Consider the following 14,641-nt stretch of genomic DNA (forward strand, 5'->3'; position numbering starts at 1 on the left):
AATTAGGCAGTTTTAACTTTAGTACGTTTTAATCTTTTCTTTATGTTTCCTTGAACCACATAATGGTCTATTGTTGGAGCAAAAACATTCATTAACAATATCGCTAACATTACTCCTTCTGGATAAGCTGGGTTAAACACACGAATCATAATAGCAATAAAACCTGCTAAGAAACCGTAAATCCATTTCCCTTTATTTGTTTGTGCTGCTGTTACGGGATCTGTTGCCATAAAAACGGCACCAAATGCTAAACCACCAATTATTAAATGCTCATACCAAACAGTGTTCATTAAGCCATAAAACTTACTAGATTCTGTAATAATATCTGCAGCTACAATCTGATTAAAGATGAAACCCATTACTGCTGCTCCTAAGAAAGTAGAAACAATAATTCTCCAACTTCCTATTTTTGTAAAAATTAAAAAGGCTGCTCCTAAAAGGATTAATAAGGTTGATGTTTCTCCTACAGAACCTGGTATAAAACCAGCAAACTTATCCCAAGTAGAATAAATTACTTCGCTATTTTGAGCGTAACTACCTAAAATAGTTTCACCAGAAATTGCATCTGCAGTACCTGTTCTGTTTACAGCATCATATACCCAGACTTTATCTCCAGACATCCACGTTGGATATGCAAAGAATAAGAAAGCTCTAATTGTTAAAGCTGGGTTTAAGATGTTCATTCCTGTACCACCAAAAACTTCTTTACCAATTACAACACCAAAAATTACGGCAACTGCTAACATCCATAAAGGTGTATCAATTGGCACAATTAAAGGCACTAACATACCTGTTACTAAGTATCCTTCTTCTACTTCATGACCTTTTATAATAGCAAAAATAAATTCTACTCCAAGACCAACTCCGTAAGAAACAATTACTAATGGTAATACTTTTATAATTCCAATCCAAAGGTTATCCAACGTAAAAAAGTTAGCTAATACATCTGCTCTTAAAGAACCATCTATAGCTGCGTAATGTTGAAAACCTGCATTAAACATTCCAAAAATCAAACAAGGAATTAAAGCCATAATTACCGTGTTCATGGTACGCTTTAAATCGTCTGCTGCTTTTATATGAGTTCCTCCGTGAGTAACATCATTTGGTAAATATAAAAAGGTATGGATTGCGTTAAACGCAGGTGCCATTTTAGTACCTTTATATTTCTCTTTTAAATTATGTAAATTTTGTTTTAAGCCCATAATCTTATCCTAATTCTTCTCTCATTAAATCTAAACCTTCACGTATTATTTTCTGGTGAGGTTGTTTAGATACACAAATAAATTCTGTTAGTGCAAAATCTTCTGGAGCTACTTCGTAACCTCCCAAAGCTTCCATTTCATCTAAATCTTTATACATACATGCTTTTAACAATTGCATTGGATAAATATCTAAAGGAAAAACATTTTCGTAAGAACCTGTTACAACAAATGCTCTATGTTCTCCGTTTGTATTGGTATTTAAGTCGTATTTTTTCTTTGGAGTTAACCAAGAAAAAGTTAACGCTCTAGAGGCAGATATCTTATTAAAAACTGGTTTATTCCAACCAAATAATTCATAATCATCTCCTTCCGGAATTGCAGTAACTTGATTATCATAATACCCTAAGAAATCCTCAGTTTTCACTTGCTTTCCAGAAAGTACGTTTCCACTAATGATTCTTGTATTATCATTTTCTAAATTTTTAGCGGTTACATCTGCAATAGTTGCTCCTGCAATAGCAGTTACATATTGAGGTGTACTAAATTTAGAACCTGTTAAAGCAACTGTTCTAGTTGCATTAAATTTACCTGTTAAAAGTAACTCACCAATAACAACTAAATCTTGTGGTGTAATTACCCAAACAACTTCTCCTTTATTAAGAGGATCTATGTTTGCAATTAAAGTACTCACATTACCAGAAGGATGTGGTCCTGAAACCTTATGTAATTCTACTCCTTTTAATGAAGATAAAGGCGAATTAGAATTAGCACTAACAGATACATGAACTTTACCTTCTGTAAGTTTAGAAACCGCTGTAATTGCTGCTTGCAATTCGGCTTCTTTACCTGCTAAAGTAAAATCTAAATCTGCGGCTAAAGGTGCACTTGCATATCCAGAAACAAAAATAGCTTTTGGTGCCTGATTTGGATTTGCAACAACATCATACGGTCGTTGTTTTACAAATGGCCAGCAACCTGAAGCAAATAAATGATTCTTAACTTCTTCTGCAGACATTTTTGTCGCATCTTTAGTTCCGAAATCTTTATATTCTTGTGTTGAATCTGCAGAAATTTTAACTGCTAATACTTTTCTTCTTGCTCCACGTATTACCTCTACTACTCTACCAGAAACAGGACTTGGAAATAAAATGCGTTCGTCACTTTTTGAATAAAAAAGTACTTCTCCTGCCTTTACTTCTGCTCCTTCTTTGGCAACAAGTTTTGGTATAATTCCGTGAAAATCTTCTGGCTTTACTGCATAAATACTACTTAAAGCAATACTTTTAGTCGTTTTTTCTGCACCGCCAACAAGCTTAATATCTAAGCCTTTTTTAATACGAATGTCTTTTGACATAGTAATTTGGAATTGTTAGTTATCTTAAAAAATCAAGCAAATTTAGGCTTTTTGCTATGTATCATCGAAACATTTTAACTTTTATCTTAACCAAAAATTCTTATTTATAATAATTCTAAATAACAAGCTAACTGAAAACGTTGTAGTTTTAAATTTTGGCTTAAATTTTGATAAATTAAATAAATGAACACTATTTTTGTAATATGTATAAAAACCTACTAATTATTGCTTGTATATTCTTTTGCTTAACTACTCTTTCACAGCAAATAAAATCTATTCAATTAAGACCATTACAAGAAAACAGCTTTTCTGCTATTGTACCTTTAGGAACTGTACTAGAGTTATCTTTTGATGACCTAGAGGCCGACAGTAAAGATTACCAATATAAAATTGAACACATGACGCATGATTGGCAATCTAGCAGGTTATCTTCGAGTCAGTATATAGATGGTTTTGATCAAAATACCATCATAGATGTTACCAATTCATTTAACACCTTACAAAGTTATTCTCACTACACGGTTCAAATACCCAATATAAACACAGTAATTACCAAAAGCGGAAACTATCTTTTATCTGTTTTAGATAGTTATGACGAACTTGTTTTTACAAGACGTTTTGTTTTATATGAAAACGCAACCACAATTGGAGTATCTGTAGAAAGAAGCAGGAATACAAAAACATTAAACACGCAACAAACGGTTCAATTTTCTGTAAACCACCCTAACATTACCATCAACAACCCTAGCCAAGAAATAAATGTTGTGATTTTAAAAAATAACAATTGGAACGAAAAAATAACAGACATACAACCTACATTTTTTAAACCGAATCAATTATTATACACTTACACAAACAAAACAAACTTCTGGGGAGGAAATGAATATTTTTATTTTGATAACAAATTTATTAGAAACAGTAGTTTAAATGTTGTAAAAGTGATTAAAAAAGACGTTTACCATCATTATTTATATCCCTTTACTTACAATCAAAATAGAGAATACAAATACAACCCAGATGTTAATGGTCAATTTGTTATTAGAACCTTAGAAGCCAACGACTCTAAAACAGAAGCAGATTATGCCTTAATGCACTTTTCTGTTTTGGTTGATGAACCTTTTGTTGATAAAGACCTTTTTGTTTACGGAGCATTTAATGACTTTAACATTACTGAAGAAAATAAGATGCAATACCAGGCTAAAGAAAAAATGTATACAGGAGAAATCCTTTTAAAACAAGGCTTTTACAATTATACATTTGCAACTTTAGACACCAATGGACATTTAAATACCAATGATGTAAATGGTACTTTTTATCAAACTGAAAACGAATACACTGTAATTATTTACTACAAACCATTTGGTAGTTTTTACGAACGTGTAATTGGTATTGGTAGCGGCTATTTTAATCAAAATGAATAAGAAAAAGACATTCTAATTAAAAAGTAAATAAAACTAACTACACACTTGTATAATGCAGTCATTAAAAAAGAGAATTACTTTTAAGGTTTTAATAGGCTACATTATACTAGGTCTTTTAGCTACAACTTCTGGATTTTTAATACTTTCTGAAGTAAAAACATTTACGCAATTACAAAAACAAGATATCTCTGACAGAAATACAATTGTTAAAACAGGAACTTTAATAGCCGATATTTATAAAAATGAAAGTTTAGCAAGAGCCGCCCTACAGTTCAACTCCAAAACAAAATTTAATGAATACCTCGATGAAAATAAAAAATTAGTATCAAAAATAGATTCACTAAGCCTTATTGTTGCTGATAATCCCCAAGAATTTATTCTAGATAGTATCAAATTAATTATTGATAAAAAACTTAAAAATATTATCGGTTTAAAAAACTTAAACCAAAACTACGATTCTGATGAGTCTATTAATAAAGCCATCAATAAATTAAGTTCTATAGACTCGCTATTAGGAAAAATCACCATCAATGATTTTATTAGAAACCCGTTGTTTTTTGGCAATGAAACTCGCTCTAAGTTAGAAAACTTTGCGATTGCATTGAACGAATACGTTCCGAAGGACTCTATTAATAATATTGAACAAAAAAAAATAGACTCGTTAGTAACCGTTTCTAGAAAAATACTAAAACAGGCTCAAAACAAAACAACCAACCATCGTAAATATCTAAAAAGAAAACAAAACGAACTTATTAAAAACGACTTAACTATTTCTAGAAAACTACAGGAACTTTTAGGAAATCTTGAAAAAGATATTATTCTCTACACCAATAACATGAACACACAACGAGAAGAAACCCTAAACCATAGTAGAAATATTATTTTATTTGCAGCCGGCATCAGTTTTATTATCATCATCATTTTTTCTATTATTATTCTAGGTGATTTTTGGAAAACCCAACGGTATCGTATCCAATTAGAAAAAGCCAACACCACAACAAAATTACTTTTAAAAAGTAGAGAACAACTAATTTCTATGGTAAGTCATGACTTAAGAACACCATTAAGTACAATTTCTGGGTTTAGTGAACTACTTCAAAAATCGACACAAAATACCAAGGATAAAAACTACATAGACCATATTCGTAGCGCATCTAGCTATATGGGCCAATTAGTAGATGATCTTTTAGAGTTTTCGAAATTAGAAAACGGAGACATCTCTATTAAATCGATTCCTTTTAATTTTGAAAATCATGTTGATGAAATTATTCAAAATGCAAAAAGTAGCATTAAAGATAAACCAATCGATTTTGTAATTAAACAAGATGACACCATTAATAGCCTTCTTATTAGCGACCCGTTTCGTATAAAACAAATTTTGTCTAATCTAATTGTTAATGCCTGTAAATTTACAGACAAAGGAACCATAACAATTGAAAGTTTTATAAAGCAAGACGGAACTAATAGTAGCTTAGAGATTTTAGTAAGCGATACAGGAATAGGCATCAGTAAAGATCAAAAAGCAAATATTTTTAAAGCTTTTAATCAAGCTGATAACACTAGTGATAATACAATAAAAGGATTTGGATTGGGCCTAACCATCTCTAAAAAGTTAGCAGAATTATTAGGCGGCAGCTTAACCTTAAAAAGTAAATTAAACGTAGGCAGTACTTTTACTTTAAAGATACCTGTAAAACTATCAAAAAAACCATTTATCAAACTTGATAAAACAAAAACTACAACCAGCGTATTTAATTTAACCGCTGTTGTTGTTGAAGATGATTCTTCTATGCAACAATTGTTGAGCGATTTTTTAAAGCAATTTCAAATTAAAACGCACACGTTTGATAATGCACAAAATGCAATTGAGGCAATTGATAAAATACAATACGACTTTGTTTTAACAGATATTCAACTGCCTAAAATGAATGGTATCCATTTTATGGAAATCCTTAAAAAGAATCAATTTTACAAGAACCAACCTATTATTGCCATGACTGGGCGCGCAAATATTTCTAAAGAAGAATATCTGAAAAGCGGTTTTTCAGAAGTATTGATAAAACCATTTAACTCCAACAAACTTCAACATACTTTAAAACAATTTTTTAAAACTAGTTCTATAGAAATCAAAGTTAATTCTACTTCTATAAAAGAGCATAAAACTGTGGATTTTAGTATTGAATCTATGCGTGTTTTTCTAAATAACGATACTACTGCAATAAACAAAACACTCCATATTTTTTTAACAGATACAGAGCATAATTTTGAGCAATTAAAAAAAGCAAAACAACAAAAAGACATTCATTTACTAAACCAGGTAAGCCATAAAATGTTAAGTATGTTTAAACAATTAGAGGTAAATTCAATTACCCCTTACCTAGAAACATTTGAAACCACTAAAACGATTAACAACAAGTCTTTTATTGATTTTGAAGAGCTTTTAAAGAACTTTATTGCATCCTTAAAAAACTACCTTAACTAAGGTTGTATTCTTTTAGTTTATTATAAAGTGTTTTTCTTGTAATATTTAACAATTTTGCCGCTTGGGTTTTATTATTCCCTACCTCTTCTAAGGCACTTATTATCAATGATTTTTCGTTCTCTTTAGTAGAAAATTTGTTTAACGAACCCTTAACCTCTTTTACCTTTGTTAATTCGCTCGGTAAAACCTCAACATCAATAATTTCAGATTTTGTTAATAAAGTTGCTCTTTTAATAACATTAGATAGTTCTCGTAAATTACCAGGCCATTGGTAATTTTGAAAAATAGTTAACACATTCTTAGAAAAACCGATAACCGATTTGTTTAACTGCTGGTTTGCTTTATTTAAAAAAAAGTCTGCATACAAAATTAAATCATCCTTTCTATCTTTTAAATTAGGTACTTTAATAGAAAACTCATTTAACCGATGGTATAAATCCTCTCTAAAATCTCCTTTTTCAACGGCTGCAAGTAAATCTTCATTAGTTGCAGTGATTAAACGGATATCAACATTAATTTCTTTGCTGCTTCCAATAGGTTTAATTTTTCGTTCTTGCAAAGCACGTAATAATTGTATTTGGTTTTCATACGTTAAATTACCTACTTCATCTAAAAAAAGTGTTCCGCCATTTGCAGATTCAAAATGACCTATTTTATCCTCATTTGCTCCTGTAAAAGAACCTTTTTTATGTCCAAAAAACTCACTAGACGCTATTTCTCTTGGTATTGCACCACAATCTACAGCAATAAACGGTTTATTATGTCTAGGGCTTTTTAAATGAATTGTTTTTGCAACTACTTCTTTTCCAGTACCACTTTCTCCTGTTATAAGAACAGACATATTAATAGGTGCAACTAATAAAATGTATTCGTCAAGGGTTTTAGAAGAGCTACTAATCCCTTTTACAAAATCTGTAGTAAGTTTACCACTTTCTTTTTTTTCTTGAACAGCAACTACAGTGCTGGCTTTTTCTTCTAGAGCATTGCTAATAACCTCTAAAACTTCACTAGGGTTAAAAGGTTTTGATATATAATCAAAAGCCCCTTGTTTCATGGCTTGTACTGCGGTAGATACCTCTGCGTAACTTGTCATTAAAACAACAGGAACAGCATGTTTACTCTTTTTTATTTGTTTTAGCAACGTAATTCCATCACCATCAGGAAGGCGTAAATCTGTAAAAACTAAATCGTAATTTTGATTTTCTAATTGTTGTAGGGCATTTTTTATATTATAACTCACATCAACAACATACTGATGTCGTTTGAGAAATTGTTTCAACATTTCAGAAAATGCTACATCATCTTCAACTAATAGAATCCCTTTCATAAAGCTTACACATTTCTTACAAAAATATCAAGATAAATTGATTGTTATCAAAAAAAAAGACATTTTAATTAAAAAATGTCTTTCTTTCTTGAAAAATAGAGGCTAAAAATCTTTAGACCTAAAAACTACTCTTCTGCACTTACCTCTTCTTCTTTTAACCATTTCCCCTCTTTATCTGCATAAACTACACTTTCTGCTCCATCAACAATAAGTTCTATTTTGTATTGCTCACTTCCGTTTACATACACTTTAGCAACCTTAGCTGTTTTAAAATCTTTTAAAATTGCACTAACAACTGCTTGTGGCAATTCCTTTATTGTAATTTCTTTAAATTCATCATTCATTACTACGGTAGTAATTAGATCTGAATTGTTGTTGCTGTTATTGTTTTCATTTGCAAAAGCAGAAACTGAAACTCCACCTGTTAATATTGCTACTGCTACTGTTAAAATTAATTTTCTCATAATTTAAGTTTTAATATTAATTATTATGTATGATTAGACACTTTTAAAATTGAATTAAAAAATTATTAGATCTAATAATTATCTTGCTTCTACACTTACTTCTTCTTCTTTTAACCATTTCCCCTCTTTATCTGCATAAACAACACTTTCTGCATCATCAACAGTCAATTCTATCTTGTATTGTTCACTTCCGTTTACATATACCTTAGTAATTGTTGATGTTTTAAAATCTTTTAGAATTGCATTAACAACTGCATCTGGTAATTGCTTTACTGTAATTTCTTTAAACCCATCATTTAGCACTACGGTAATAATTTGATTAGAATTGTTGTTGATGATGTTATTTTCATTTGCAAAAGCAGAAACTGAAACTCCGCCTGTTAAAATTGCTATTGCTACTGTTAAAACTAATTTTTTCATAATTATTTAAATTTTTATATTAATTGTTATTTAAGATTAGGTATTTTAAATATTGAAATTTTAAGATGCTAACATTTAAAAATTACTCAACCATGTTTACTTCTTTTTCTTGTAACCATTTGCCACCTTTATCTGCATAAACTACACTTTCAGTTCCATCAACTGTAAGCTCTATTTTGTATTGCTCACTTTCATTTACATACACTTTAGCAATTGTTGCTGTTTTAAAATCTTTTAGAATTGCAGTTATCACTGCCTCTGGTAATTCTTTTACCTTAACTTCTTTAAACCCATCATTTAGTACTACGGTAATGATTTGATTAGAATTGTTGTTGATGATGTTATTTTCATTTGCAAAAGCAGAAACTGAAACTCCGCCTGTTAAAATTGCTACTGCTACTGTTAAAACTAATTTTTTCATAATTATTTAAGTTTTTATATTAATTGTTATTTACGATTAGGTATATTGAAATAAATATGCCATGAAAAAATATTTATTAAATAAATAAATCAAACACCTGTAAATCAAATAATTAATACATAACTTATTTTATTCCACAATATAAAACCCGTATAAAAAGCGTGTAATTAAAACTTAAACCGAGTAAATTTTACCCAACACAAAATAAAATAGGTTTTGTATTACTAAAAAGAAGTATTATCAATTAAGAAAACATAAAAAAGGCTAACAAATACCAGTAAACACCATCTCACAAAGCATAACTTACACTATTTAAAATCAAGAAAAGCCATCTTTATTCTACTGCTATTTATTTTAAATAGAAATCGGATAAAAAATCATTTGCAATTTATAATCAAAAAAACTACATTTACTAGCAATGATAAACCAAATTACAAAAGGGATAAAAATTTCTGTTGATACAAAATATAAAGGCACAAATTATAGAAACAACAGACTACACCACATTTTTGGGTATGTAATTACTATCGAAAATAAATCTACCGAAACCGTAAAACTAACAGATCGGTTTTGGAAAATTTTTGATACACTTAGTAACACAGAAATTGTTAGCGGAGAAGGTGTTGTGGGACAAACCCCTGTTTTAAAACCAAACGACATTTACACATATAGTTCTGGATGTTTTCTAGAATCTAATATTGGTGCAATGAAAGGGTTTTACACAATGATAAATCTAGATACTTTTGAGCAATTCAAAGTAATAATACCAACCTTTCAATTAACAGCACAATCAACACAAAACTAACCAAAAGCAAAGGAGCCATAATAAAAGATCCAGCATGTTTAAATTGCGGACATCCTTTTAGTGGGCAAGAAAAATTTTGCCCAGATTGTGGGCAAGAAAATAAAGGTAACAGAATTACTTTTGCTAGCTTTATGCATCAGGTATTTAATGGTTTATTTAATCTTGATGCTAAATTTTGGACAACCATAATACCGTTATTAATAAAACCAGGAAAAGTTTCTAAAGATTATATTGCAGGTAAAAGGCAACGTTATTCTAATCCTTTTCAGTTTTACTTAACAGTTTCCTTAATTTTCTTTTTAATTATTGGTTTCACTAATAGTTATAATGATTTTAATAACTTTAGGGAGGGCAAAAAAGCAAGCAAAAACAACTTTTTACCAGGGATTCCTATCAATCTTAAAAAAGAGAAAGACTCTATAAATAATTTAAAAGAAATAGACTCTTTACTAACTATTCTTAAAGATAGTGTTACAAAAAAACCATTTCTTAAGGTTGCAGGAAAAGAAATAAAAATTATTAAAATGCTAAAATTCCATAAAAAGAACCCTCAGGTTCATGTGGATGATGCTTTAGACAGTTTAGCTATAAATAAAAGTTTTTCAAATAAATTCTGGTATTCTAGAACTAAATTAATCAACACTATTTTAACAGACAATTCGGTTGCTAAAAAACTAAGCAAGCAATTGCTTTCTTACTCTTCAATTGCTTTATTTATACTGCTACCTTTATTCACACTGTTTTTACGTTTTATTTATATCCGAAGAAAATTTACATATGTAGAACATTTAATCTTTGTTTTTCATACACAAACTTTTTTCTTCTTGCTGTTTTCAATTTTCTATCTCATAAACTTCTTTAAAGAAACAGCCAATTACATGTCCTTTTTTTTATTAGTATTTTTATTGTATTTGTATCTTGCAATGAAGAATTTTTATGGGCAAGGCTATTTAAAAACATTTATAAAATACATCTTTGCAAATATCCTATTTGTAATTTTCACTTCTTTAGGAGCCCTTTTTATATCCTTTATTGCTTTTGCATTATTTTAGATGCATTTACAAAATCTAAATAATCCATTTTAATATCTAAAGCTCTTTTTTCTATGGATGTAATACTTACTGTCTCTACAAATTCACGCTTCATTTTTGGTGATGTTCCTAAAGTACCTAAGTTTTCATTTTGATGAAATGCCACTATTTTATCTTGATGAAACTTTTTATTTTTTAACAACCAATCTGCAAACCACTGCTTTCTCATTTCTTTCATTTCTTCTGTATACAAAGTAGATGAAGACCAAATTTTTGGTTCTTGGGGCAATTTATTAAAATGCTTTATTGTTCCATCCCAAACCAAATCATACGTTTCTAATTGATTTTTCCAATCAACCAAAATCAATGTAAAAGGCTCTATATCTTTAAAATCGAAATTATTGACGTAAGAAACGGCATCATCTGCAGATAAAATATTTTTTACAATAATACCTCTACTCATTTTATAAGAACTTTTTCTTACATGCTTTTCAAAACCGCCATTTAAAAGGCAAACTAATCGTTTTTTTTCACTTAAACCAACCCAAGTTCCTCCAGCTAATTCGTCTTTTGGATACGTTAACTCAACACCATTTTCTATATATTTCTTGGGAGAAATTGTATTCCTTAATGGAGTTTCATCTCTATTAGATGTTAAAATAAAATCATTATTTCCTAAAGGAAGGTAGGTAACTGTACACATATATTTTTCTACTATTTATGATAAATTTTGAATTTTCACATGATCTTTAAACTTTCCTTAACAAAAGAGTCTAAAATTCAATTAAAATTATTGAAACAAAAATTGTAACTTTGAAACTCAAAATTAGTCGATTAAAATTTAAAAAACATACAAAATGGCAAGAGGATTTTTTAATGTTCCAAAAGCAGTAAACGAACCTGTAAAAGGGTACGCTCCAGGCTCTCCAGAAAGAGACGAGTTATTAGCTACTTATAAAGCAATGTTTAACAGCAATATTGATGTGCCAATGCACATTAATGGAGAAGAAGTTAGAACAGGAAATACCAAAAATATTACACCTCCTCATGATCATAAACATGTTGTTGGTCAATACCATACTGCAGACAAAACTCATGTAGACGCTGCAATAGCTACTGCATTAGCTGCAAGAGAGGCTTGGTCTAGCGTAAGTTGGATGGAAAGAGCTGCTATTTTCTTAAAGGCTGCAGAATTATTAGCAGGACCTTATAGAGCAAGAATGAATGCTGCAACAATGATTGCACAATCTAAAAATGTGTACCAAGCAGAAATTGATGCTGCTTGTGAAATGATCGATTTCTTCCGTTTTAACGTAGAATATATGACGGATATTTTTAAAGATCAGCCAACATCTTCTCCAGGAGTATGGAACAGAGTTGAGTACAGACCTTTAGAAGGATTTATATATGCAATATCTCCTTTTAACTTTACATCTATTGCTGCAAACTTACCTGCATCAGCAGCTTTAATGGGAAATGTTGTTGTTTGGAAACCGTCTGATCATCAAGCATATTCTGCACAAGTAATTGTAGATTTATTTAAAGAAGCTGGTTTGCCAGATGGTGTTATAAACGTTGTTTACGGAGATCCTGTTATGATTTCTGATACTGTTTTAGCTTCTCCAGATTTCTCTGGATTACATTTTACAGGTTCTACACATGTTTTTAAAGAATTATGGAAACAAATAGGTAACAACATTCATACGTATAAAACATATCCAAGAATTGTTGGAGAAACTGGTGGAAAAGATTTTATCTGGGTTCACAATTCATCTAATCCTTTACAAGTTGCCACTGCAATGACAAGAGGTGCTTTTGAATACCAAGGTCAAAAATGTTCTGCTGCTTCACGTTCTTACATACCTGCGTCACTTTGGCCAGAGGTTAAAAAACATTTAATTACACAAGCAAGCGAGTTAAAAATGGGGTCTCCAGAAGACACAAATAACTTTGTAAATGCAGTTATTCATGAAGGTTCTTTTGATAAAATTGCAAGTTATATTGATGCAGCTAAAGCTGATAAAGATGTAGAAATAATTATTGGTGGAAACCACGATAAATCTGTTGGATATTTTATTGAGCCAACTGTAATTGTTACTAAATCTCCAAAGTATGCAACAATGACAACTGAGTTATTTGGCCCAGTTATGACTGTTTATGTATACGAAGATGCAGCATGGGAAGCTACATTAAAATTGGTTGACGAATCTACAGAATATGCATTAACAGGTGCTATCTTTTCTACTGATAGATATATTGTTGAGAAAGCTTCTAAGGCATTAGAAAATGCTGCAGGAAACTTCTATATTAACGACAAACCATCTGGAGCTGTTGTTGGTCAGCAACCATTTGGAGGCGCAAGAGCTTCTGGAACAAATGATAAAGCTGGTTCTGCACAAAACTTATTACGTTGGACGTCTGTTAGATTAATCAAAGAAACATTAACACCTCCTACAGATTATAAATATCCTTTTTTAGGATAATTATAGATTAAATATTTTTAAAAAAGCCACATCAAATTTTGATGTGGCTTTTTATTTTCAAAAAAAAGACATAAAAAAGTATTAAATTCACACCTCACAGCTTTCACTCATTCAAAAGGAGTATCAATGATCAACAAAGCATAATTATGGACTGTAACTAAACAAACATTGTTGTATTTTTAGAAATCTTTTTTTATGAAAAAAATAAATTTACTTAATACATTACTCATTGTATTATCTTTTTTACTAGCATTTTTACTTCCCTTTAAACTGTTATTATTGTCTTACGCAATACTTGGCCCATTACATTATTTAACTGAAATAAACTGGATAAAAAATAAAGATTTTTTTGTAGAAAAAAGTAAAATCTGGTTAATTTCTTGCTGTTTTTTTACTGTAATCATAACAATACCCTTGTTTTTTAGAATTCATTTTATTTATAATTTTTTTAAAAATTCATTTATTGAAACATCCGTCGTATGGTTAAGTCACTATATTAATATTGCTATCTTTTTATCACTATATCTAGCAATCATCCTTTCTTTTAAAATCAACTATAAACAACTATTTATATACAGCCTACTAGGTTTTCTAGTAGCGGTTTTGCTAATTCATTTCAATTTTTTTCACATATGGATAGGTTTATTTTTACCAACCATTATTCATGTATATGTTTTTACTATTTTATTTATGCTTTATGGTAGCTTTAAAGACAACAATCCTATAGGATATATTAACATACTTCTCTTGTTATTAACACCTTTAGGTATCTATTTTATAGAAATAAAACCCCCTGGTTTTTCAGAAAACATCCTTAAAACTTATGTTAATAATAATTTTCACTTGTTAAATATAAAAATAGCTGAACTTCTAAATCTTTCAGAAGGAAATAATTTTGATTTTTTAAATATAAAATCGCTTAAAATACAAATGTTTATTTCTTTTGCCTATACCTATCATTACCTTAATTGGTTTTCGAAAACAACTGTAATAGGTTGGTATAAAAAAACAACTACAAAACAATTATTAACTATAGGTACCTTATGGTTACTTTCTATAATCATTTATTTTTATGATTACAGAAAAGGGTTTATTCTTCTTTTCTTTCTTAGTTTTATTCATGTTTTACTTGAGTTTCCATTAAATATTCTTTCAATAAAAGGAATTGCAAAAAAAATCTTTAGAAGGTAAAAAAAAAGAGAAACCTCTTATTAACGTAGATTTATTTTTT

The 14,641-nt window shown here is 29.8% G+C and carries 13 protein-coding genes; 6 read left to right on the top strand and 7 right to left on the bottom strand.

Annotated features, from left to right (window positions below):
• Nucleotides 1-2: 2 nt before the first annotated feature.
• Together GQR92_RS09655 and GQR92_RS09660 are read right to left on the bottom strand one after the other, a co-directional pair.
• Entirely contained in the window at nt 3-1,202 is a 1,200-nt protein-coding gene (locus tag GQR92_RS09655; protein ID WP_158839097.1) for an NADH:ubiquinone reductase (Na(+)-transporting) subunit B, read from the bottom strand.
• 4 nt (nt 1,203-1,206) lie between these two features.
• Nucleotides 1,207-2,556, bottom strand: a complete 1,350-nt coding sequence (locus GQR92_RS09660) for a Na(+)-translocating NADH-quinone reductase subunit A (RefSeq protein ID WP_158839098.1) — start codon at nt 2,554-2,556, stop codon at nt 1,207-1,209.
• A 203-nt stretch (nt 2,557-2,759) separates the two neighbouring features.
• Between GQR92_RS09660 and GQR92_RS09665 the strand changes: the two genes are divergently transcribed.
• A complete protein-coding gene (locus GQR92_RS09665) occupies nt 2,760-3,977 on the top strand; it encodes a type IX secretion system plug protein domain-containing protein (RefSeq protein WP_158839099.1) in 1,218 nt (405 codons plus the stop codon).
• 52 nt (nt 3,978-4,029) lie between these two features.
• Nucleotides 4,030-6,459, top strand: a complete 2,430-nt coding sequence (locus GQR92_RS09670; RefSeq protein WP_158839100.1) for a hybrid sensor histidine kinase/response regulator — start codon at nt 4,030-4,032, stop codon at nt 6,457-6,459.
• On the opposite strand, the gene GQR92_RS09675 is transcribed toward GQR92_RS09670, so the two are convergent.
• The 4 genes from GQR92_RS09675 to GQR92_RS09690 all read right to left on the bottom strand — a co-directional run bounded on the left by GQR92_RS09675 (nt 6,452) and on the right by GQR92_RS09690 (nt 9,091).
• Nucleotides 6,452-7,786, bottom strand: coding sequence for a sigma-54-dependent transcriptional regulator (locus GQR92_RS09675; protein ID WP_158839102.1), 1,335 nt, complete (start codon nt 7,784-7,786; stop codon nt 6,452-6,454). The genes GQR92_RS09670 and GQR92_RS09675 overlap by 8 nt on opposite strands.
• A 125-nt stretch (nt 7,787-7,911) precedes the next feature.
• On the bottom strand, nt 7,912-8,250 hold the full coding sequence (locus GQR92_RS09680; protein WP_158839104.1) for a hypothetical protein: 339 nt from the start codon (nt 8,248-8,250) through the stop codon (nt 7,912-7,914).
• Between the two features lie 78 nt (nt 8,251-8,328).
• A complete protein-coding gene (locus GQR92_RS09685; protein ID WP_158839106.1) occupies nt 8,329-8,670 on the bottom strand; it encodes a hypothetical protein in 342 nt (113 codons plus the stop codon).
• Between the two features lie 82 nt (nt 8,671-8,752).
• On the bottom strand, nt 8,753-9,091 hold the full coding sequence (locus GQR92_RS09690) for a hypothetical protein (protein ID WP_158839108.1): 339 nt from the start codon (nt 9,089-9,091) through the stop codon (nt 8,753-8,755).
• Between the two features lie 418 nt (nt 9,092-9,509).
• On the opposite strand from GQR92_RS09690, the gene apaG reads away from it, so the two are divergent.
• Nucleotides 9,510-9,896: a Co2+/Mg2+ efflux protein ApaG gene (apaG, locus tag GQR92_RS09695; RefSeq protein ID WP_158839115.1), complete on the top strand. Its 387-nt coding sequence runs from the start codon at nt 9,510-9,512 to the stop codon at nt 9,894-9,896.
• 131 nt (nt 9,897-10,027) lie between these two features.
• On the top strand, nt 10,028-10,948 hold the full coding sequence (locus GQR92_RS09700; RefSeq protein WP_158839130.1) for a DUF3667 domain-containing protein: 921 nt from the start codon (nt 10,028-10,030) through the stop codon (nt 10,946-10,948).
• On the opposite strand, the gene GQR92_RS09705 is transcribed toward GQR92_RS09700, so the two are convergent.
• Nucleotides 10,926-11,630: an NRDE family protein gene (locus GQR92_RS09705; protein ID WP_158839132.1), complete on the bottom strand. Its 705-nt coding sequence runs from the start codon at nt 11,628-11,630 to the stop codon at nt 10,926-10,928. The two genes, GQR92_RS09700 and GQR92_RS09705, sit on opposite strands and share 23 nt — an antisense overlap.
• Nucleotides 11,631-11,784: 154 nt before the next feature.
• Between GQR92_RS09705 and pruA the strand changes: the two genes are divergently transcribed.
• On the top strand, nt 11,785-13,410 hold the full coding sequence (gene pruA, locus GQR92_RS09710) for an L-glutamate gamma-semialdehyde dehydrogenase (protein WP_158839134.1): 1,626 nt from the start codon (nt 11,785-11,787) through the stop codon (nt 13,408-13,410).
• A gap of 195 nt (nt 13,411-13,605) precedes the next feature.
• Nucleotides 13,606-14,601 carry a hypothetical protein gene (locus GQR92_RS09715; protein ID WP_158839136.1) on the top strand — a complete coding sequence of 332 codons (996 nt, stop codon included), beginning with the start codon at nt 13,606-13,608 and terminating at the stop codon, nt 14,599-14,601.
• Nucleotides 14,602-14,641 lie beyond the last annotated feature (40 nt).

The sequence above is a fragment of the Polaribacter sp. L3A8 genome (assembly GCF_009796785.1).
In the GTDB taxonomy this organism is placed as follows: Bacteria; Bacteroidota; Bacteroidia; order Flavobacteriales; family Flavobacteriaceae; genus Polaribacter.

Coding starts and splice junctions, on each gene's coding strand:
- GQR92_RS09680 (WP_158839104.1), bottom strand. CDS start 8,250: ATGAGAAAATTAATTTTAACAGTAGCAGTAGCAATATTAACAGGTGGA.
- GQR92_RS09675 (WP_158839102.1), bottom strand. CDS start 7,786: ATGAAAGGGATTCTATTAGTTGAAGATGATGTAGCATTTTCTGAAATG.
- GQR92_RS09660 (WP_158839098.1), bottom strand. CDS start 2,556: ATGTCAAAAGACATTCGTATTAAAAAAGGCTTAGATATTAAGCTTGTT.
- GQR92_RS09685 (WP_158839106.1), bottom strand. CDS start 8,670: ATGAAAAAATTAGTTTTAACAGTAGCAATAGCAATTTTAACAGGCGGA.
- pruA (WP_158839134.1), top strand. CDS start 11,785: ATGGCAAGAGGATTTTTTAATGTTCCAAAAGCAGTAAACGAACCTGTA.
- GQR92_RS09670 (WP_158839100.1), top strand. CDS start 4,030: ATGCAGTCATTAAAAAAGAGAATTACTTTTAAGGTTTTAATAGGCTAC.
- GQR92_RS09665 (WP_158839099.1), top strand. CDS start 2,760: ATGTATAAAAACCTACTAATTATTGCTTGTATATTCTTTTGCTTAACT.
- apaG (WP_158839115.1), top strand. CDS start 9,510: ATGATAAACCAAATTACAAAAGGGATAAAAATTTCTGTTGATACAAAA.
- GQR92_RS09715 (WP_158839136.1), top strand. CDS start 13,606: ATGAAAAAAATAAATTTACTTAATACATTACTCATTGTATTATCTTTT.
- GQR92_RS09690 (WP_158839108.1), bottom strand. CDS start 9,091: ATGAAAAAATTAGTTTTAACAGTAGCAGTAGCAATTTTAACAGGCGGA.
- GQR92_RS09700 (WP_158839130.1), top strand. CDS start 10,028: ATGCATCAGGTATTTAATGGTTTATTTAATCTTGATGCTAAATTTTGG.
- GQR92_RS09705 (WP_158839132.1), bottom strand. CDS start 11,630: ATGTGTACAGTTACCTACCTTCCTTTAGGAAATAATGATTTTATTTTA.
- GQR92_RS09655 (WP_158839097.1), bottom strand. CDS start 1,202: ATGGGCTTAAAACAAAATTTACATAATTTAAAAGAGAAATATAAAGGT.